Annotated in this window: 15 protein-coding genes and 2 tRNA genes; 5 read left to right on the top strand and 12 right to left on the bottom strand. The window is 71.8% G+C overall.

Going from position 1 to position 17,806, the window contains the following annotated elements:
• Positions 1-140: 140 nt before the first annotated feature.
• The gene (locus ACIGHB_RS09850) at positions 141-503 is read right to left on the bottom strand and encodes a DUF6344 domain-containing protein (protein ID WP_360307948.1); all 363 of its coding nucleotides are present in this window, start codon (positions 501-503) and stop codon (positions 141-143) included.
• Positions 504-791: 288 nt separating this feature from the next.
• Between ACIGHB_RS09850 and ACIGHB_RS09855 the strand changes: the two genes are divergently transcribed.
• Genes ACIGHB_RS09855 through ACIGHB_RS09865 form a run of 3 tightly spaced genes read left to right on the top strand, consistent with a single transcriptional unit; the run spans position 792 to position 3,541 of the window.
• Positions 792-1,994, top strand: coding sequence for an NAD(P)/FAD-dependent oxidoreductase (locus ACIGHB_RS09855; RefSeq protein ID WP_399911205.1), 1,203 nt, complete (start codon positions 792-794; stop codon positions 1,992-1,994).
• 39 nt (positions 1,995-2,033) lie between these two features.
• Positions 2,034-3,077, top strand: a complete 1,044-nt coding sequence (locus ACIGHB_RS09860; protein WP_399911208.1) for an RNA polymerase sigma-70 factor — start codon at positions 2,034-2,036, stop codon at positions 3,075-3,077.
• Between the two features lie 29 nt (positions 3,078-3,106).
• Positions 3,107-3,541 carry a hypothetical protein gene (locus ACIGHB_RS09865; RefSeq protein ID WP_399911211.1) on the top strand — a complete coding sequence of 145 codons (435 nt, stop codon included), beginning with the start codon at positions 3,107-3,109 and terminating at the stop codon, positions 3,539-3,541.
• 67 nt (positions 3,542-3,608) lie between these two features.
• On the opposite strand, the gene ACIGHB_RS09870 is transcribed toward ACIGHB_RS09865, so the two are convergent.
• Entirely contained in the window at positions 3,609-4,937 is a 1,329-nt protein-coding gene (locus ACIGHB_RS09870; protein ID WP_399911214.1) for an MFS transporter, read from the bottom strand.
• Positions 4,938-5,049: 112 nt separating this feature from the next.
• Positions 5,050-5,122, bottom strand: a tRNA-Ala gene (locus ACIGHB_RS09875).
• Positions 5,123-5,250: 128 nt separating this feature from the next.
• Here ACIGHB_RS09875 and ACIGHB_RS09880 point away from each other — a divergent pair.
• Together ACIGHB_RS09880 and ACIGHB_RS09885 are read left to right on the top strand one after the other, a co-directional pair.
• The gene (locus tag ACIGHB_RS09880; protein ID WP_360307933.1) at positions 5,251-5,802 is read left to right on the top strand and encodes a DNA-binding protein; all 552 of its coding nucleotides are present in this window, start codon (positions 5,251-5,253) and stop codon (positions 5,800-5,802) included.
• A gap of 102 nt (positions 5,803-5,904) precedes the next feature.
• The gene (locus ACIGHB_RS09885; RefSeq protein WP_399911217.1) at positions 5,905-7,251 is read left to right on the top strand and encodes a serine/threonine-protein kinase; all 1,347 of its coding nucleotides are present in this window, start codon (positions 5,905-5,907) and stop codon (positions 7,249-7,251) included.
• A 139-nt stretch (positions 7,252-7,390) separates the two neighbouring features.
• Here the strand turns inward: ACIGHB_RS09885 and ACIGHB_RS09890 are convergent, their stop codons facing one another.
• The 9 genes from ACIGHB_RS09890 to gnd form a co-directional block, all read right to left on the bottom strand.
• Positions 7,391-8,722 (bottom strand): hypothetical protein, encoded by a 1,332-nt coding sequence (locus ACIGHB_RS09890; protein WP_399911220.1) that lies wholly within the window; start codon positions 8,720-8,722, stop codon positions 7,391-7,393.
• Positions 8,723-8,983: 261 nt separating this feature from the next.
• Positions 8,984-9,118 (bottom strand): DLW-39 family protein, encoded by a 135-nt coding sequence (locus ACIGHB_RS09895; protein ID WP_208809277.1) that lies wholly within the window; start codon positions 9,116-9,118, stop codon positions 8,984-8,986.
• Between the two features lie 147 nt (positions 9,119-9,265).
• Positions 9,266-9,339 (bottom strand) — tRNA-Ile (locus tag ACIGHB_RS09900).
• 122 nt (positions 9,340-9,461) lie between these two features.
• Entirely contained in the window at positions 9,462-10,031 is a 570-nt protein-coding gene (locus ACIGHB_RS09905) for a DUF3566 domain-containing protein (protein ID WP_360307924.1), read from the bottom strand.
• A 105-nt stretch (positions 10,032-10,136) separates the two neighbouring features.
• Positions 10,137-12,731, bottom strand: coding sequence for a DNA gyrase subunit A (gene gyrA / locus ACIGHB_RS09910; protein ID WP_360307921.1), 2,595 nt, complete (start codon positions 12,729-12,731; stop codon positions 10,137-10,139).
• A 41-nt stretch (positions 12,732-12,772) separates the two neighbouring features.
• On the bottom strand, positions 12,773-14,803 hold the full coding sequence (gyrB, locus tag ACIGHB_RS09915) for a DNA topoisomerase (ATP-hydrolyzing) subunit B (protein ID WP_360307918.1): 2,031 nt from the start codon (positions 14,801-14,803) through the stop codon (positions 12,773-12,775).
• A 359-nt stretch (positions 14,804-15,162) separates the two neighbouring features.
• Positions 15,163-15,720 (bottom strand): DciA family protein, encoded by a 558-nt coding sequence (locus ACIGHB_RS09920; protein WP_360307915.1) that lies wholly within the window; start codon positions 15,718-15,720, stop codon positions 15,163-15,165.
• Complete coding sequence (gene recF, locus ACIGHB_RS09925) at positions 15,717-16,838, bottom strand: DNA replication/repair protein RecF (RefSeq protein WP_360307912.1); 1,122 nt, start codon at positions 16,836-16,838, stop codon at positions 15,717-15,719. Before recF ends, ACIGHB_RS09920 begins: the two co-directional genes overlap by 4 nt.
• Before the next feature lie 59 nt (positions 16,839-16,897).
• Positions 16,898-17,773, bottom strand: coding sequence for a phosphogluconate dehydrogenase (NAD(+)-dependent, decarboxylating) (gene gnd, locus ACIGHB_RS09930; protein ID WP_360307909.1), 876 nt, complete (start codon positions 17,771-17,773; stop codon positions 16,898-16,900).
• Between the last annotated feature and the right edge of the window lie 33 nt (positions 17,774-17,806).

Consider the following 17,806-nt stretch of genomic DNA (forward strand, 5'->3'; position numbering starts at 1 on the left):
TTGTTCCGTCTGGTCCGGCTGGTCCGTCTGGACCGGCTGTTCCCTCTGGTCCGTCCGTTCCGTGCGTGCGTCGCTTCGGGCCGGACGGGCTGGGTGCCGGGAAGGAAGTGCCGAGGGGGGTGCCGTGCGCTCCCCGCACCCTAGGCGGCCGTCGCGAGCGCCAGCTCCGACAGCGCGGCCGGGTCGCTCGCGAGCGGCGCGGCGGCCCGCAGCTGGCGGACGGCGGGCGAGGAGTTGTGCGCCTCGGCGCCGATCCGCTGCTTGATGGTGGGCGGCAGCGAGCCCTGCCGGACCGGTGCCCACGGCTCCGCCTGCCTCGGTGCCACGACCGTCGCGGTACGCCGGTCGGCGGCCGGGGCGGCGGGGGCGGCCGGCTCCTCGGGCTGGGTCACGGGCGCCTGGCCCTGGGCGACGGCGGGGGCCGCGAGGCCGACGGAGGCGAGCAGGGCGAAGAGGACGGAGATGAAGGCGGTCCAGAACTGCTTGACCTTGGCGGTGGCCATGGCCCCTCACTTTCGGGTTCGTACGGAGGTGGGCCCGCTTCCCGGATGGTTCATTTCGGGTTGCGCGCTTTACATACCTTCCTCATGATCTGTACGGGCCCCCGTTTCCGGCGGAGCGACGCCGTTGCCGCGCAGTTCTTCCGATGAACACCACCCGTCCGGACCAGTCCCGCCCTTTCCGGGCCTCCACAGTGATCCCCGTCACATCCACGTCACAGGCGACGACCCCTCGGTGTCTTGAGGTCGAGCAGGTCGAGCAGGTCGACGCCTGAAGACGGAGGAGAAGCCATGGGCGGGAACACCGAAGTGGTCGTGATCGGCGGCGGGTACGCCGGTGTGATGGCGGCCAACCGACTCACCCGGCGCGAGGACGTGACCGTGACGGTGATCAACCCCCGTCGGTCGTTCGTCCCCCGTCTCCGCCTCCACCAGCTGGTCGGCGGCAGCCACCCCGCGCGCGTCCGGTACGAGGAGGTCCTGGCGGAGCGCGTCCGGCTGACCGTCGACTCCGTGGCCCGGATCGACGCCCACGCGCGCGTGGTGACCCTGGAGTCGGGCGCCACGGTCGGCTACGACCACCTGATCTACGCGGTCGGCAGCACCGTCGCCGCGCCCGCGGTCCCCGGTGTCGCCGAACACGCCCACCACGTCGCCGAGCTGGAGTCGGCCGAGCGGCTGCGGAGCGCCGTCGCGGCGCTGCCCGCCGGCGTCCCGGTCACCGTCGTCGGCGCCGGCCCGACCGGCATCGAGACCGCCGCCGAACTCGCCGAGGGCGGGCACCCGGTGACGCTGGTCTGCGGCGGCGTCCTCGGCCCGTACCTGCACCCCAGGGCGCGCCGCTCGGCCGCACGCAGGTTCGCCGCCCTCGGGGTCACCGTGCTCGACGGGCCCGGTACGAAGGTCACCGAGGTGACGGCGGAGGCCGTCCGGCTCGCCGACGGGCGCACGGTGACCGGCGGGCTCGCTGTCTGGACCGCCGGCTTCGGCGTCCCCGACCTGGCCGCGCGCAGCGGGCTGGCCACCGACGGCACCGGGCGCCTGCTCACCGACGAGACCCTCACCAGCGTCGACGACGAGCGGATCGTCGCGGCCGGCGACTGCGCGGCCCCCTCGGACCTGCCGTTCCGGATGAGCGCCTACGTCGCCGGCTGCCTCGGCGCGCACGCCGCCGACACCGTGCTCGCGCGGATCGAGGGCCGCCGCCCCGAGCCCGTGGACATGGCGTTCAACGCGATGTGCCTCAGCTTCGGGCGCCGTACGGCGATCTTCCAGATCGCGCACAAGGACGACCGCGCGATGGGAATCTACGTCGGGGGACGGGCGGGGGCGCAGCTCAAGGAACTCGCCTGCACGCTGAGCGTCAAGCACCTGGCCACGGAAGCCCGCAAGCCGGGCGCGCACTCCTGGCCCAAGGACGGCGGGCACCGGTCGCAGCGGCTGCGGGAGCGCGCGGGCCGCCCGGCGGACACCCCCGCGACGCACACGGCCTGACCGACGACGGTCACACCGACCACGGGGAGAAGACACAGCATGCCCAGCACGCACGACACGGACCGGCCGGCGAACCCAGCGACGGAACCGACCACCGGCCCCGCCACGCACCCGGCCGCCACGGACCCAGCCACGTACCCAGCCGCCGAGGCCCCAGCCACTGACCCGGCCGCCACGGCCCCCGCCACGGACCCGGCCGCCACCGACCCCGCCACCGACACCTTCGTCGCCCACCGCGACCTGCTCTTCACGGTCGCCTACGAGATGCTCGGCTCGGCGGCCGACGCCGAGGACGTGCTCCAGGAGACCTGGCTCCGCTGGACCGGCGTCGACCTGGCGCAGGTTCGCGACCAGCGGGCGTACCTCGTACGGATCACCACCCGGCAGGCGCTCAACCGGCTCCGCACCGTGCGGCGCCGCCGGGAGGCGTACGTCGGCCAGTGGCTGCCCGAGCCGCTGCTCACCACGCCGGACGTCGCCGAGGACGTCGAGCTCACCGAGTCCGTGTCGATGGCGATGATGCTGGTCCTGGAGACCCTCACCCCGACCGAACGGGCCGTCTTCGTCCTGCGCGAGGTCTTCGAGGTGGGGTACGACGAGATCGCGGCGGCCGTCGACAAGACGCCGGCCGCGGTCCGGCAGATCGCGCACCGGGCCCGCAAGCACGTCGACGCCCGCCGCCCCCGCACCACGGTCTCCGCGCGCGAGGCGCGGGCGGTCGTGGACTCCTTCCGGCGGGCGCTGGAGACGCGCGACCCGCAGGACTTCCTCGCCCTGCTCGCCCCCGACGTCGTCCTCGTCAGCGACGGCGGCGGGATCAAGCGGGCCGCGCTGCGCCCGGTCGTCGGCGCCGACAAGGTGACCCGCTTCTACCTCGGCGGCTCCCTCAAGGCGAACGTCACCGTCACCACCGAGCCGACCGTCGTCAACGGCGCCCCGGCGCTCGCCGTCCGCATCGACGGCGAGCTGGACGGGGTCATGGCGGTGCGGGTCGAGAACGGCCTCATCAGCGGCCTGTACTACGTCCGCAACCCCGAGAAGCTCACCCACGTCGTGGCCGAAACCTCCCTCACCCTCCGCTGAACCCCACCCGCACCGGAAAGGACCCCGAGATGCCCCAGCCCCGACGGGACACCACGGCCGCACGGCCCGGCACGGCCCTCCACCGGACCGTCAGGGCGGCGGTCGCCACCCAGACCCTCGCGCTCTTCTTCCAGGCGGGCACGGCCGGCGCCCTGCTCGTCTCCCCGCTGGGCGCGCAGCTCCACGACATCGGCTCCCGGGTGATGTACGGCGCGTCGATGCTGTACGTGGTGGCCGCGATCGTCGCCTGGCGGCCGGGCGGCGGCAGCCCCAGACCGGTCCTGTACGCCTCCGGGCTCCTCGTCCTCGCCTCGGTCCAGGTCGCCCTCGGCGTCGCGCACCTGCCCGCGTACCACGTGCCGCTGGGCATCGTGATGGTCGTCCTCAGCACCCTCGACCTGGCCCGCGTCCTCACCGCGCCCGGGGGCCCGCTCCCGCGCCCGGGGGCGGCCCGCACGACCTGACACCCGGCGCCCGGCGCGGCGGCGGCCCCGCTCGCCGCGCCTCAGGCACCGTCACCGGGAGCGGGTGTCAGGCACCGTCACCGTGACCGGGCGCCGCCGTCCCGGAACGGGAACGGATCAGCCGGTCCATCCCGACGACGGGAAGCGCCGTCAGGAACGCGCCCACCACACCGATCCACAGGCAGGCCACGACGCCGACGCGCGAGCCGAGCCGGCCGGCGAGGATCGCCGCCACGGGCATGCTCCCCCACACCACGAAACGGATCGTCGCGGTCATCCGGGCCAGCATGTTCCTGGGACAGACCCGCTGCCGCACGCTCACCTGCGCGATGTTGAAGGTCACCGCGCCCCAGGTCATGCCGAACTGGCCGAGGACGAGCAGGCCGACCGGAAGGGCGGAGGCCGACCCGTCCAGGGATCCGGCCACGGGGAAGGCCACCATGGAGGCACCCGCCGACAGGAGGCCGATCGCCATGACCCGGCCCGCGGCGAACCGGGCGCGGACCTTCGGGAGGGTGAGCGAGGCCAGCAGCCCGCCGAGGGTGCCGACGCCGAGCACGACCCCCATGACCGTGGATCCCAGCCCCAGCGTCCTCAGGACGAGCAGGGGCGTCAGCGTCATGGTGAGGGTGGCGAAGAAGTTCGACACGCCCACCGAGACGCACAGCCGCCGCAGCACCGGGTCGCCCAGGACGAACCGGACCCCGTCGAGGACCTCCCGCGCCAGCCGGGAGCCCCCCGCCGCCTTCTCGCCCCCCGCCGCCTTCTCGCCGCGGACCGGCTCGGAGTCGTCGACCGTCACCAGGAACCCGGCGCACACCACGTACGCCAGCGCGTCGACGGCGATCACGACGGGCGCGCTCACCACCTTGAGGAGGAGCCCCGCCGCGGCCGGACCTCCGGCCGCCGCGATCTGCGCCGACGACTCCAGCCGGGCGTTCGCCCGCTCGATGTCCTCGTCGGGGACGACGAACGGCACGTACGACTGGTACGCGACGTCGAAGAAGACCGAGGCGACGCCGACGACCAGCGCGACCGCGTAGAGCCACCCGAGCGAGAGCCGGTCGAAGGCCCACAGCACGGGGACGACGGCCAGCACGGCGGCCCGGACGACGGCCGCCGCGATCATCGTGGTCCGCTTGCGCCGTCGATCGACCCACGCGCCGGCCGGCAGGCCGATCAGCAGGTAGCACGCGGTGAGCGCGGCCGTCAGATACCCGACCTCCGTCGCCCCGGCGCCGAGCGTCTCGATCGCGACCACGGGCAGGGCCACCAGCCCGAAGCGCTGGCCGAGCTGCGACGCGGTCTGCGCGGTCCAGAACCGCGAGAACCGGCCGCGCTCCGGCCGAGGACCGTCCGCCGGCGCCGGACGGCGCGTCTCGTCACGGATCGGCACGACGTTCCCTCTTCCTCGCGGCGGTCGGGCCGTCGGCCGCCCCGCCGGCCGGGGAGGACGGCACGAAAACGCCCCCTGAACCGGGTTCCGCAGTTCAAGGGGCGTCTTTCCGTGGAGCCTAGGGGAGTCGAACCCCTGACATCTGCCATGCAAAGACAGCGCTCTACCAACTGAGCTAAGGCCCCGGAACGAGGACAGCGTACCGGTTCTCCCCCCGTGCCGGGCAAAAGGTGGGGACTCCCGGTGAACGACCACGCTCCGTAAGATGCTGACCGAGGTTCGCAGTGGCGAACCGCAGGGATGGGGAGAAGTGATGGACGCAGCGCAGCAGGAAGCCACGGCAAGAGCCAGAGAGCTTCAGCGCAGTTGGTACGGGGAGCCGCTGGGGGCGCTCTTCCGTCGGCTGATCGACGATCTCGGGCTCAACCAGGCCAGGCTGGCCGCGGTGCTCGGGCTCTCCGCGCCCATGCTCTCCCAGCTCATGAGCGGCCAGCGCGCCAAGATCGGCAACCCGGCCGTGGTCCAGCGGGTCCAGGCGCTCCAGGAGCTGGCCGTGCAGGTCGCCGACGGCAGCGTCAGCGCCGCCGAGGCCACCGACCGCATGGACGAGATCAAGAAGTCGCAGGGGGGCTCGGTCCTGACCGCCGCGAGCGGCCAGGCCACCAACGGATCCGGCGCCCCGACCGTGCGCCGCGTGGTCCGCGAGATCCAGTCCCTGCTGCGCTCCGTGGCCGCCGCGGGCGACATCATCGACGCCGCCGACTCCCTCGCCCCGCACCACCCGGAGCTGGCAGAGTTCCTCCGGGTGTACGGCGCCGGGCGCACCGCCGACGCGGTCGCCCACTACGAGTCGCACCAGAACTGACGCGGCACGCACGGGCCGAAGACGGACTGAAGCACGACTGAAGACAGACGACTGAAGACAGACGACTGACGACTGACGACGTACGGGGAGCGGCGCGGCGCGATGGGTGAGATCTTCGCCGGCAGGTACGAGCTGATCGATCCGATCGGGCGGGGCGGGGCCGGCGCGGTCTGGCGCGCCTGGGACCACCGCCGGCGCCGCTATGTGGCGGCCAAGGTGCTCCAGCAGAGCGACGCCCACACGCTGCTCCGCTTCGTCCGGGAACAGGCGCTGCGGATCGACCACCCGCACGTCCTCGCCCCGGCCAGCTGGGCCGCCGACGACGACCAGGTCCTCTTCACGATGGACCTGGTCGCGGGCGGCTCGCTCGCCCACGTCATCGGCGACTACGGGCCGCTGCCGCCCCGCTATGTCTGCACCCTCCTCGACCAGCTGTTGTCGGGTCTGGCGACGGTGCACGCGGAGGGGGTCGTCCACCGGGACATCAAGCCGGCCAACATCCTGATGGAGGCCACCGGTACGGGCCGTCCGCACCTGCGGCTCTCGGACTTCGGCATCTCGATGCGCAAGGGCGAGCCCCGGCTCACCGAGACCAACTTCGTGGTGGGCACGCCCGGTTACTTCGCTCCCGAGCAACTCCTGGGCGCCGAGCCAGACTTCACCGCGGACCTGTACGCCGTCGGGCTGGTGGCGCTCTATCTGCTGCACGGCACGCGGCCGGACTCGCAGGCCCTCGTCGAGCACTTCATGACCCACGGCACCCCGCCGGCGCCCGCGACCGTCCCGGAGCCGCTGTGGCAGGTCCTGGCGGGGCTGCTCCAGCCGGACCCGCAGGCCCGCTTCCGGACGGCCACGGGCGTGCGGAAGGCGCTGACCGCCGCCGTGGAGATGCTGCCCGAGCCGGAGGGCGGCGAGGCGCCGGTCGAGATCTTCGACCAACTCGGTCCGCTGCCGCCCGGTTTCGGCCCCGAGGGCCCGGCCGCCCGCCCGGTCCAGGACGCCCCGCGCCCACCTCAGGACGCCCCGCGCCCGGTCCAGGACGCCCCGCAGCCGGTCCCGGCCGCCCCTCCGTACCAGCCCGCTCCGGGCGCTTCGGAGACGGGCAGCTTCCACCTGCCCCCGCCGGTCTCCCATCCCGTACCCCCCTTCGACCCCTCGGCTCCGCAGACGCCGCCGCACCCGCTGACGCCGACCCATCCGCAGGTGTCGGCGCACCCACAGGCGTCAGCGCACCCACAGACATCGGCGCACCCGCAGGCGGCGCATCCCTACGCCCCTACGAATCCATACACCGCTCAGCCCGTTCAGGTTCCCGCTCCGCACGATTCCACGGCCCCGGTGGCGCTCCCCGGACGTCGTCCGGGACCGCCCCCGAAGGTGGCGGTCCCGGTGCTGCTGCTCGCGCTGGTGTCGCTCGCGGTCGGCTTCTGGGCGCTGACCCAGATCTGAGGGGCGCCCGGTCCCTCAGGCCCGGTCCCTCAGGCCCGGTCCCTCAGGCCCGGTCCCTCAGGCCCGGTCCCTCAGGCCCGGTCCCTCAGGCCCGGTCCCTCAGGCCCGGGCCCGGTCCCTCAGGCCCCGCGCCCGGTCCTCAGGCCGCCCTGCGGCGTGCCAGCAGGGTCCAGGCGCCGAGGCCGACGAGCAGGACGGTGCCGAGGCCGAGGCCCCCGGCGGCCAGGGCGACCATCGTGCCGTCGCCGGCCGCCGCCTCCGCCCCCGTGGCGCCGTTCGCCGCGGCCTGCCGGTCGTCGGCGGTCACCTGGAAGACGCCGGGGTCGCCCGCGTACCCGGGGCCCTGCTTCCGCTCGCCCGTGATCCTGACCCGCAGGATCAGCGGCAGCGGTTCGTCGCCGTACTCCTGGGCGATCTCCGGGCTGAGCGTGGCGGTGAGGTAGTACCAGCCGGCGAACCGCATGCCGTTCGTGGCGGTCTCGTACGAGGAGCGGTTCGCGTGGGCCACCGGCCGCTTCGGGGAGAGGACGGCGGTGGACGGCTTGCCGTCGTAGCTCTCGGTCTGGAGGTCGACGAAGCCGCGCGCGGGGTTGTCGAGGCCGAGCGCGAGCGCGTTGCCGACCAGCTCGTCGTTGGCGGAGCTGCTGCCCAGCTCGGCGGTGGCGAAGATCTGCTGGCCCCAGTCGACGGGCACCCGCCAGAAGAGCGTCTGGCCGGGTCGCACGTCGGCCCGCCACTCGCCCTCCTGGAGCGAGACGGCGGTGTGGAAGCCGGCCCCGCCCTGCCGCTCCTTCGGCCCGCCGGCGGGCGGCGCGGGCGTCCCCGAGGGCCACGACTCGGGCAGCTTGTCCGGCCCGATCTTGCTCAGCAGCGGCTCGTTGACGTGCTGGAGCTCCAGCTCCCAGTCGTCCGGGTCGGAGGCGGCGTCCGACTCGCGCTCGACGATGACGTAGTACGTACCGGCGTCCTGGCAGCCGGATTCGTCCGGGTGGACGATCCGGCGCGCGTAGCCGGTCAGCGGCCGGGCGTGGTCGCCGGCCGCGAAGTTGACCTCCTGGTACCCGCAGTCGATGCCGGAGCCGTCCTGGATCGCGATCCGGAAGCCGTCGCCGTACGCGGCCTTGGCGCCCGGCTTGGGGACGGCGACGGCGGAGACGTACGAGTTCTTCGTGGTGTCCAGGTCGATCCGGTAGTAGACCTTGCCGTCCTTCTTGAGGGTGTCCCGGTAGGTCCTGCCGGGCTCCAGCGGGTCCGCGTCGGCGCTGGAGGCGGCGCCCTGGATCCGCTGTCCGGCGGGGTCGAAGGCGTACGGGGGGATCGCGGTGCCGTCGGCGGCGTGGGCGGGCAGCGCGGCGAGCGTGCCCAGCGCGGCGGCGGCCGTGAGCAGCGCCACGGCCTTCCGCGGCCCGGCCGCGGCCCTCGCCCGGCGTCCGGTCCCGCCCCCGGCCGTGTCCCCCGCCTGCGTGCTCACGCGCTTCTCCTCGTCGAGTCCTGTCGCCGCGTCCCGCCCCGGGGCCGTCGTGCCGGACCATCCTGCCCCGCTCGGGCCCCCGGTGTCCGCACCGGGCGGGCGGGCAGGCGAACTTTGCCGGAGCAAGCTAGTCGTTCACTTCGGTGAACTCAAGGACTTTCTGTCACGACCGGGGAACAGCGCGTGCCGCGCGGGGGCCGGAACGCCGAGATCCCGGCCGCGCACAGCGCGGCCGGGATCTCGGTTTCGGATGGAGGGGTCTCAGACACCGGAGCCGGACGGCACCGAGTCGGTGGCCTCCGTCCACAGGTCCTGCTCGGCGCGATCCGCCTGGATCTGGCGGTACACGAGGAGCCCGCCGATGGCGGCCAGTGCGACCAGGAGCAGCTTCTTCACCGCGCGACCTCGTCTTTCGTTGACGTAGGAGACTTCTGACGCCCACTCTACACATCGACCGATACCGATCGGTGACCTGTGCGAGCGCCAAACCTCACACAACGAGATCGACCCGGACGGAGGAACCGTCCGGGTCGATCACTTCTGTGGGGCTAACAGGATTTGAACCTGTGGCCTCATCCTTATCAGGGATGCGCTCTAACCAACTGAGCTATAGCCCCGCCGCGCTTTGCGGTGTGTGTCCCGCGCGCTGACTCCTGAACATTAGCGCACGTCGGGGCCAGTCCCAAAATCGCCCGGGCCGGAGGCCCTGATCGATGCGCGGGACCGGCCCCCACGCGGACTACTCGTCCTCGGCCAGCGTCAGCTCGACGCCGCCGACGAAGCCGGCGGACAGGTTGTAGATGAACGCGCCGAGGGTCGCGAGGGCCGTCATGAGGACCACGTCGATCACCGCGATGACCGAGGTGAACATCAGCACCCGCGGCAGCGACAGGAAGGACTGCAGGTCGAAGCCGTTGGACTCGTTCGAGCCCGTCGCCTCGCTGATCGTCCCGCCGACCGTCGAGAAGACGCCCATGGCGTCCATGACCATCCACAGCACGGCCGCCGCGACGACCGTGCAGATGCCCAGCGCGATGGAGAGCAGGAAGCTCACCTTCATGACCGACCACGGGTCGGCCTTGGCCACCCGCAGCCGTGCCTTGCGCGTGCGCGGGGTCGTCCGCGCGCCCGTCCGGGGCCGGCGCACCGCGGAGGCCGACTGGCCGCCCTGGGTGTGGCCGCCGCCCTGCGGGCCGTCGTAGGCCCTCGGCGGGTGGTAGGCGCCCGCGGGCTGCGCCGCCGGGCGCTCGCCCGGCAGTGCCCCGTTGTAGCCCTGGTAGGGGGGCTGCTGCCCCCGAGTGTCCGTCACCGCAACCCCCTGGGAGTCCGTGGCCGAGCCACGGGCGCCGTGCGCTCCAGCACCTGCAGAAGCTCCGGCGGCCGCCGATCCGGCGCCCGTGGCTCCACTCACGCTCTACTCCTCGTGATCCCCGGCCGCAGGCTCCGTGCCCTCGACCGATGCCTCGGCCTCGGATGCCTCGATGGCACCCTCGGCGTCGTCGACCTCTTCGTCCTCGCTGCCGGCCTCGGCGTTCCGTGCGATGCCGACGACGGCATCGCGCTTGCCCAGGTTGATCAGCTGGACGCCCATGGTGTCACGGCCGGTCTCCCTGACTTCGTTGACTCGCGTACGAATCACACCGCCGGACAGCGTGATGGCGAGGATCTCGTCGGTCTCCTCGACCACCAGCGCGCCCACGAGCGAGCCGCGGTCCTCCACGATCTTGGCGGCCTTGATGCCGAGGCCGCCGCGGCCCTGGACGCGGTACTCGTCGACGGGGGTGCGCTTTGCGTACCCGCCGTCGGTCGCGGTGAAGACGAACGTACCGGGCCGGACGACATTCATCGAGAGCAGTTCGTCTCCCTCGCGGAAACTCATGCCCTTGACACCCGAAGTGGCGCGTCCCATCGGACGCAGCGCGTCGTCCGTCGCGGTGAACCGGATCGACTGCGCCTTCTTGGAGATCAGCAGCAGGTCGTCCTCGGCGGAGGCCAGCTCGGCGCCGATCAGCTCGTCGTCGCCGCCGCCCTCGGTCTCCCGGAGGTTGATGGCGATGACGCCGCCGGAGCGCGGGGAGTCGTAGTCCTTCAGCGCGGTCTTCTTCACCAGGCCGGAGCGGGTGGCGAGGACCAGGTACGGGGCGGCCTCGTAGTCGCGGATCGCCAGGATCTGGGCGATCTGCTCGTCCGGCTGGAAGGCCAGCAGGTTGGCCACGTGCTGGCCGCGCGCGTCCCGGCCGGCGTCGGGCAGCTCGTACGCCTTGGCGCGGTAGACCCGGCCCTTGTTGGTGAAGAAGAGCAGCCAGTGGTGGGTGGTGGAGACGAAGAAGTGGTCGACGATGTCGTCCTGCTTCAGCTTCGTCCCGCGCACGCCCTTGCCGCCGCGCTTCTGCGAGCGGTAGTCCTCGGTCTTGGTCCGCTTCACATAGCCGCCACGCGTGATGGTGACGACGATGTCCTCCTCGGCGATGAGGTCCTCGATGGACATGTCGCCGTCGAAGGGAACCAGCTTGGAGCGGCGGTCGTCGCCGAACTTGTCGACGAGCGCGGCCAGTTCCTCGCTGACGATGGTCCGCTGCTTCTCCGGCGAGGCGAGGATCGCGTTGTACTCGTTGATCTTCGCCTGGAGCTCGTCGTGCTCGGCGATGATCTTCTGGCGCTCCAGGGCGGCGAGCCGGCGGAGCTGCATCTCCAGGATCGCGTTGGCCTGGATCTCGTCGATCTGGAGGAGCCCCATGAGGCCCTCGCGGGCCACCTCGACCGTGTCGCTGCGGCGGATGAGGGCGATGACCTCGTCGATCGCGTCGAGCGCCTTGAGGAGGCCGCGCAGGATGTGGGCGCGCTCCTCGGCCTTGCGCAGCCGGAACTTCGTCCGGCGGACGATGACCTCGATCTGGTGCGTCACCCAGTGGCGGATGAACGCGTCCAGGGAGAGGGTGCGCGGCACGCCGTCGACGAGCGCCAGCATGTTGGCGCCGAAGTTCGTCTGGAGGTCGGTGTGCTTGTACAGGTTGTTCAGGACGACCTTGGCGACGGCGTCCCGCTTGAGGACGATCACCAGGCGCTGGCCGGTCCGGGACGAGGTCTCGTCGCGGACGTCGGCGATGCCGCCGATCTTGCCGTCCTTCACCAGGTCGGCGATCTTCTGGGCGAGGTTGTCCGGGTTGGTCTGGTACGGCAGCTCCGTGACCACCAGGCACTGGCGGTTCTGGATCTCCTCGACCTCGACGACCGCGCGCATGGTGATGGAGCCGCGGCCGGTCCGGTACGCCTCCTCGATGCCCTTGCGGCCGACGACGAGCGCGCCGGTCGGGAAGTCGGGGCCCTTGATGCGCTCGATGAGCGCGTCGAGAAGCTCCTCGTGGCCGGCCTCGGGGTGGGCCAGGTACCACTGGGCACCCTCGGCGACCTCGCGGAGGTTGTGCGGCGGGATGTTGGTCGCCATGCCGACCGCGATGCCGGCGGAGCCGTTGACCAGGAGGTTCGGGAAACGGGCCGGGAGGACCGTCGGCTCCTGGTTGCGGCCGTCGTAGTTGTCCGTGAAGTCGACGGTCTCCTCGTCGATGTCGCGGACCATCTCCATCGACAGCGGCGCCATCTTGCACTCGGTGTAGCGCATGGCGGCGGCCGGGTCGTTGCCCGGGGAGCCGAAGTTGCCGTTGGAGTCGACGAGCGGCATCCGCATCGACCACGGCTGGGCCAGGCGGACGAGCGCGTCGTAGATGGAGGAGTCGCCGTGCGGGTGGTACGTACCCATGACGTCGCCGACGACGCGGGCGCACTTGTAGAAGCCCTTCTCGGGCCGGTAGCCGCCGTCGTACATCGCGTACAGCACGCGGCGGTGGACGGGCTTGAGGCCGTCGCGGACGTCGGGCAGCGCGCGGGACACGATGACGGACATCGCGTAGTCGAGGTACGAGCGCTGCATCTCGGTCTCGAGCCCGACGGGCTCGATGCGCAGCACCGGCTCTTCTTCTTCGGTGGTCACGGGGGGGTTCTCGTCGGCCATTGCTGGTCGTCAGTCCTTTCGTACGGTCAGCTGAGACCGACTCAGATGTCGAGGAAGCGAACGTCCTTGGCGTTGCGCTGGATGAAGGAGCGGCGTGCCTCGACGTCCTCGCCCATCAGCACCGAGAACAGGTCGTCGGCCTGGGCGGCGTCGTCCAGGGTGACCTGGCCGAGCACGCGGTGCTCGACGTCCATGGTGGTGACGCGCAGCTCCTCGGCGTTCATCTCGCCGAGACCCTTGAAGCGCTGGATCGAGTCTTCCTTGATCCGCTTGCCGTTCTGCTTGCCCAGCTCGACCAGCGCGTCACGCTCGCGGTCCGAGTAGGCGTACTCGAAGTCGTCCCGGCCCCACTTGATCTTGTAGAGCGGCGGGCGGGAGAGGTACACGTGCCCGTGCTCGATCAGCGGCCGCATGAAGCGGAAGAGGAAGGTCAGCAGCAGGGTGTTGATGTGCTGGCCGTCGACGTCGGCGTCCGCCATCAGGATGATCTTGTGATAGCGGAGCTTCTCGATGTCGAAGTCCTCGTGGACCCCGGTGCCGAAGGCGGAGATCAGCGCCTGGACCTCGGTGTTCTGGAGGATCTTGTCGATACGGGCCTTCTCGACGTTCAGGATCTTGCCGCGGATCGGCAGGATGGCCTGGTACATCGGGTTCCGGCCGGACTTGGCGGAGCCGCCGGCGGAGTCACCCTCGACGATGAAGATCTCGCACTTGGTGGGGTCGTTCGACTGGCAGTCGGAGAGCTTGCCCGGGAGGGAGGCCGACTCCAGGAGGCCCTTGCGGCGGGTGAGGTCGCGGGCCTTGCGGGCGGCCACGCGCGCGGTGGCGGCCTGGATGCCCTTGCGGATGATGTCCGCGGCCTCGTTCGGGTTCCGGTCGAACCAGTCCGTCAGGTGCTCGTGGACGACCTTCTGGACGAAGGTCTTCGCCTCGGTGTTGCCGAGCTTGGTCTTGGTCTGGCCCTCGAACTGCGGCTCGCCGATCTTGATCGAGATGATCGCGGTCAGACCCTCGCGGATGTCGTCGCCGGTGAGGTTCTCGTCCTTCTCGCGGAGCAGCTTCTTCTCGCGCGCGTACTTGTTGACGAGCGTCGTCAGCGCGGCGCGGAAGCCCTCCTCGTGGGTACCGCCCTCGTGGGTGTGGATCGTGTTGGCGAAGGAGTACACGCCCTCGCTGTACGACGAGTTCCACTGCATCGCGATCTCGGCGGAGAGCAGGCGCTCCTTGTCCTCGGCCTCGATGTCGATGATGGTCGGGTTGATCAGGTCGCCCTTGCGCGAGTTGAGGTACCGCACGAAGTCGACGATGCCGCCCTCGTAGTGGTACTTCACCGTGCGGGCGGCCGGCTCGGCGGCCGCCTCGGCGTCGGGGTCGTCGGCGCCGACCGTGGCCTTGGCGGACTCGCGCTCGTCGGTGAGCGTGATCGTCAGGCCCTTGTTGAGGAAGGCCATCTCCTGGAAGCGGCGGGAGAGCGTCTCGAAGGAGTACTCAACCGTCTCGAAGATGTCCGGGTCGGACCAGAACGTGACCGTGGTGCCGGTCTCGTCGGTCGCCTCGTGCTGCGCCAGGGGCGCGGTCGGGGCGCCCATCTTGTAGTCCTGGGTCCAGCGGTGGCCGTCGGTCTTGATCTCCACCGAGACCTTGGTGGAGAGGGCGTTGACGACGGAGACGCCGACGCCGTGCAGACCGCCGGAGACCGCGTAGCCGCCGCCGCCGAACTTGCCGCCCGCGTGGAGGACCGTCAGCACGACCTCGACGGCCGGCTTGCCCTCGGACTCGACGATGCCGACGGGGATGCCGCGGCCGTTGTCGACGACGCGGACGCCGCCGTCGGCCAGGATCGTCACGTCGATGGTGTCCGCGTGGCCGGCCAGGGCCTCGTCGACCGAGTTGTCGACGACCTCCTGCACCATGTGGTGCAGGCCGCGCTCACCGGTCGAGCCGATGTACATACCGGGGCGCTTGCGCACCGCATCCAGGCCCTCGAGGACCTGGATGTTGCTGGCGGTGTACTGGTTGTTCTCGTTGGGGTTGCCGGAATCGGCCACGAAGCGCCCTTTCTGGCACAGCACAGGCCGTGCTCCGGGCATAGGGGAGCCGGCTGCGTCGTTCGACAGTTCCGCAGTAAGGCGGGATTGTCTTCCAGTCTACCGGTACCGCCGACAGTCATGGGGGTTTGCGGGTACCTGAATGCGCATGTGCCGCCCTCGGCGCCCCCGAGACGACTCCCCATATCCGGACAGGGGCTCCAGGGGCCCCTGACGGCCACCTAGCGCTTCGGGCGGTGACGGGTTGTGGTCCAGGCGGTGGGCATGCGTTCCGCCTCGTTGCGGGCGGGCGTTCCGCGGGGGCGGATCATGCGGGCACAACGCCCCGCGCACGGCGCCCGACTGCTCGGACCCGCACCCCGGAGAACCCGCACCGGACCGGCTCAGCCGTACGTATCCCCAGGTCCGACGGACCCCGGCGCCCGCAGCGGCCCGTACCGTCGCTGGCCGCCAGGCCCCAGCACCTTGATCAGCCGCACCGTCCCGTGCCCGAGGTCCTCGTTGAGCCGCGCGACCAGCGTCGGCGCGAGGAGCCGCAGCTGCGTCGCCCACGCCGTGGAGTCGCACTGCACGGTCAGCACGCGCGCGTCCGGCTCCTCCTCGTACTTCACCGGTACGCAGTGCTTGGCCAGGTCCTCGCCGACGATCTGCGGCCAGCGGCCCATCACCCCGCCGACGGCCGCCGGCGTCTCCCAGCCGCGCTCGGCGAGGAGCCGGTTGATCGCGGCGCCGAGCGCCATCGGGTCGCGCCCGTCGGCGCGCGCGCCGGAGCGCAGGCCGCCCCCGCGCCGGGCCTGCTTCTGCTGCTGCGCGGCCGCTCCACGCGCGCGTGCCTGCTCCTTGGCCGCGCGCAGCGCGACCCGGGCGAGGTCCACACCCGTGGGCTCCGGGGCCGCGGGCTTGTCCACAGGCTGTGGGGAAGTTTCTCCGGCGTCGCTCATACGCGCTCCACCGTCCCTCCGGTCACCGCGTACCGCGTCCCGGCCAGGACGCCCGGCACGTCGTCGTCGACCGCGGCGGTCACGAGGACCTGCTCGCCGTGGGCCACCAGCTCCGCCAGCCGCTCGCGCCGGCGCGCGTCCAGCTCGGCGAAGACGTCGTCGAGGACCAGGACCGGCTCGTTGCCCTCGGAGCGCAGCAGGTCGTAGGAGGCGAGGCGGAGCGCCAGCGCGTACGACCAGGACTCGCCGTGACTCGCGTACCCCTTGGCCGGCAGGTCGCCGAGGCGCAGCAGCAGCTCGTCGCGGTGGGGCCCGACGAGGGTGACGCCGCGCTCGACCTCCTGCTTGCGGACCTCGGCGAGGGCGGCGATCAGCTGTTCGTACAGCTCCTCGCGGCTGTGTCCGGTGCCGGGGGCGGAGGGCCGGTACTCCAGGAGGACCGGTCCGCCACCGGGCGCGAGCTGTTCGTACGCCTTGTCCGCGAGCGGCTGCAGGGTGTGGACGAGGTCGAGCCGCTGGGCGAGCAGCTCGGCGCCGGCCCGGGCCAGGTGCTGGTCCCAGACGTCGAGCGTGGACAGGTCCATGCCCCGGCCGCCGTGGCGGCGGGCCATGGCGGCGGACTTCAGCAGGGTGTTGCGCTGCTTGAGCACGCGCTCGTAGTCGGAGCGCACGCCCGCCATGCGCGGCGCGCGCGCCGTGATGAGTTCGTCGAGGAAGCGCCGGCGCTCGCCCGGGTCGCCCTTGATCAGCGACAGGTCCTCGGGCGCGAAGAGCACGGTCCGCACGATGCCGAGCACGTCACGGGGTCTGACCTGCGAGGACCTGTTGATGCGGGCGCGGTTGGCGCGGCCGGGGTTGAGTTCGAGCTCGACCAGCTGGGAGCGCTCGCCCTGGGTGACGGCGGCCCGGATGACGGCCCGCTCGGCGCCCATCCGCACCAGCGGGGCGTCGGAGGCGACGCGGTGGCTGCCGAGGGTGGCGAGGTAGCCGACGGCCTCGACGAGATTGGTCTTGCCCTGGCCGTTCGCCCCCACGAACGCGGTGACGCCCGGGTCGAGGGGTACCTCGGCCCGGGCGTACGAGCGGAAGTCGGCCAGCGAGAGATGCGTGACGTGCATGGTGGGCGCCGGCCTTCCCCCGGTCGCTGTGCACCGGGTGGTGCACAGCCTGTGGATTGCTACTTCTTCTCGACCGCGTGGCCGCCGAACTGGTTGCGCAGCGCGGCGATCATCTTCATCTGCGGCGAGTCGTCCTGACGGGACGCGAACCGCGCGAACAGCGACGCGGTGATCGCCGGGAGCGGTACGGCGTTGTCGATGGCGGCCTCGACGGTCCACCGGCCCTCGCCGGAGTCCGACGCGTAGCCGCGCAGCTGGTCCAGGTGCTCGTCCTCGTCGAGGGCGTTGACCGCGAGGTCGAGCAGCCAGGAACGGATGACCGTGCCCTCCTGCCAGGAGCGGAAGATCTCGCGGACGTTCTCCACGGAGTCGACCTTCTCCAGCAGCTCCCAGCCCTCGGCGTACGCCTGCATCATCGCGTACTCGATGCCGTTGTGGACCATCTTCGCGAAGTGGCCCGCGCCGACCTTGCCGGCGTGGACGGCGCCGTGGGGGCCCTCGGGCTTGAGCGCGTCGAAGATCGGCTGGACCTTCGCCACGTTCTCGGCGGAGCCGCCGTACATCAGCGCGTAGCCGTTCTCCAGGCCCCAGACGCCGCCGGAGACGCCGCAGTCGACGAAGCCGATGCCCTTGGCGGCGAGCTCCTCGGCGTGCTTCTCGTCGTCGGTCCAGCGGGAGTTCCCGCCGTCCACGACGATGTCGCCGGGGGAGAGCAGCTCCGCCAGCTCGTCGACGGTGGACTGGGTCGCCGCACCGGCGGGGACCATGACCCACACGACGCGCGGACCCTTGAGCTTGCCCACAAGCTCTTCGAGGCTGTGGACATCGGCGAGGTCCGGGTTGCGGTCGTATCCGATGACGGTGTGGCCTGCGCGGCGGATGCGCTCGCGCATGTTGCCGCCCATCTTGCCGAGACCGACGAGACCGAGCTCCATCAGAGTGTTCCTTAAGCGTCGTGTGCGGTTCCT

Source organism: Streptomyces sp. NPDC085460 (genome assembly GCF_044541975.1).
Classification (GTDB): domain Bacteria; phylum Actinomycetota; class Actinomycetes; order Streptomycetales; family Streptomycetaceae; genus Streptomyces.

Coding starts and splice junctions, on each gene's coding strand:
- ACIGHB_RS09885 (WP_399911217.1), top strand. CDS start 5,905: ATGGGTGAGATCTTCGCCGGCAGGTACGAGCTGATCGATCCGATCGGG.
- ACIGHB_RS09865 (WP_399911211.1), top strand. CDS start 3,107: ATGCCCCAGCCCCGACGGGACACCACGGCCGCACGGCCCGGCACGGCC.
- gyrA (WP_360307921.1), bottom strand. CDS start 12,731: ATGGCCGACGAGAACCCCCCCGTGACCACCGAAGAAGAAGAGCCGGTG.
- ACIGHB_RS09920 (WP_360307915.1), bottom strand. CDS start 15,720: ATGAGCGACGCCGGAGAAACTTCCCCACAGCCTGTGGACAAGCCCGCG.
- recF (WP_360307912.1), bottom strand. CDS start 16,838: ATGCACGTCACGCATCTCTCGCTGGCCGACTTCCGCTCGTACGCCCGG.
- ACIGHB_RS09850 (WP_360307948.1), bottom strand. CDS start 503: ATGGCCACCGCCAAGGTCAAGCAGTTCTGGACCGCCTTCATCTCCGTC.
- ACIGHB_RS09860 (WP_399911208.1), top strand. CDS start 2,034: ATGCCCAGCACGCACGACACGGACCGGCCGGCGAACCCAGCGACGGAA.
- gnd (WP_360307909.1), bottom strand. CDS start 17,773: ATGGAGCTCGGTCTCGTCGGTCTCGGCAAGATGGGCGGCAACATGCGC.
- ACIGHB_RS09855 (WP_399911205.1), top strand. CDS start 792: ATGGGCGGGAACACCGAAGTGGTCGTGATCGGCGGCGGGTACGCCGGT.
- ACIGHB_RS09880 (WP_360307933.1), top strand. CDS start 5,251: ATGGACGCAGCGCAGCAGGAAGCCACGGCAAGAGCCAGAGAGCTTCAG.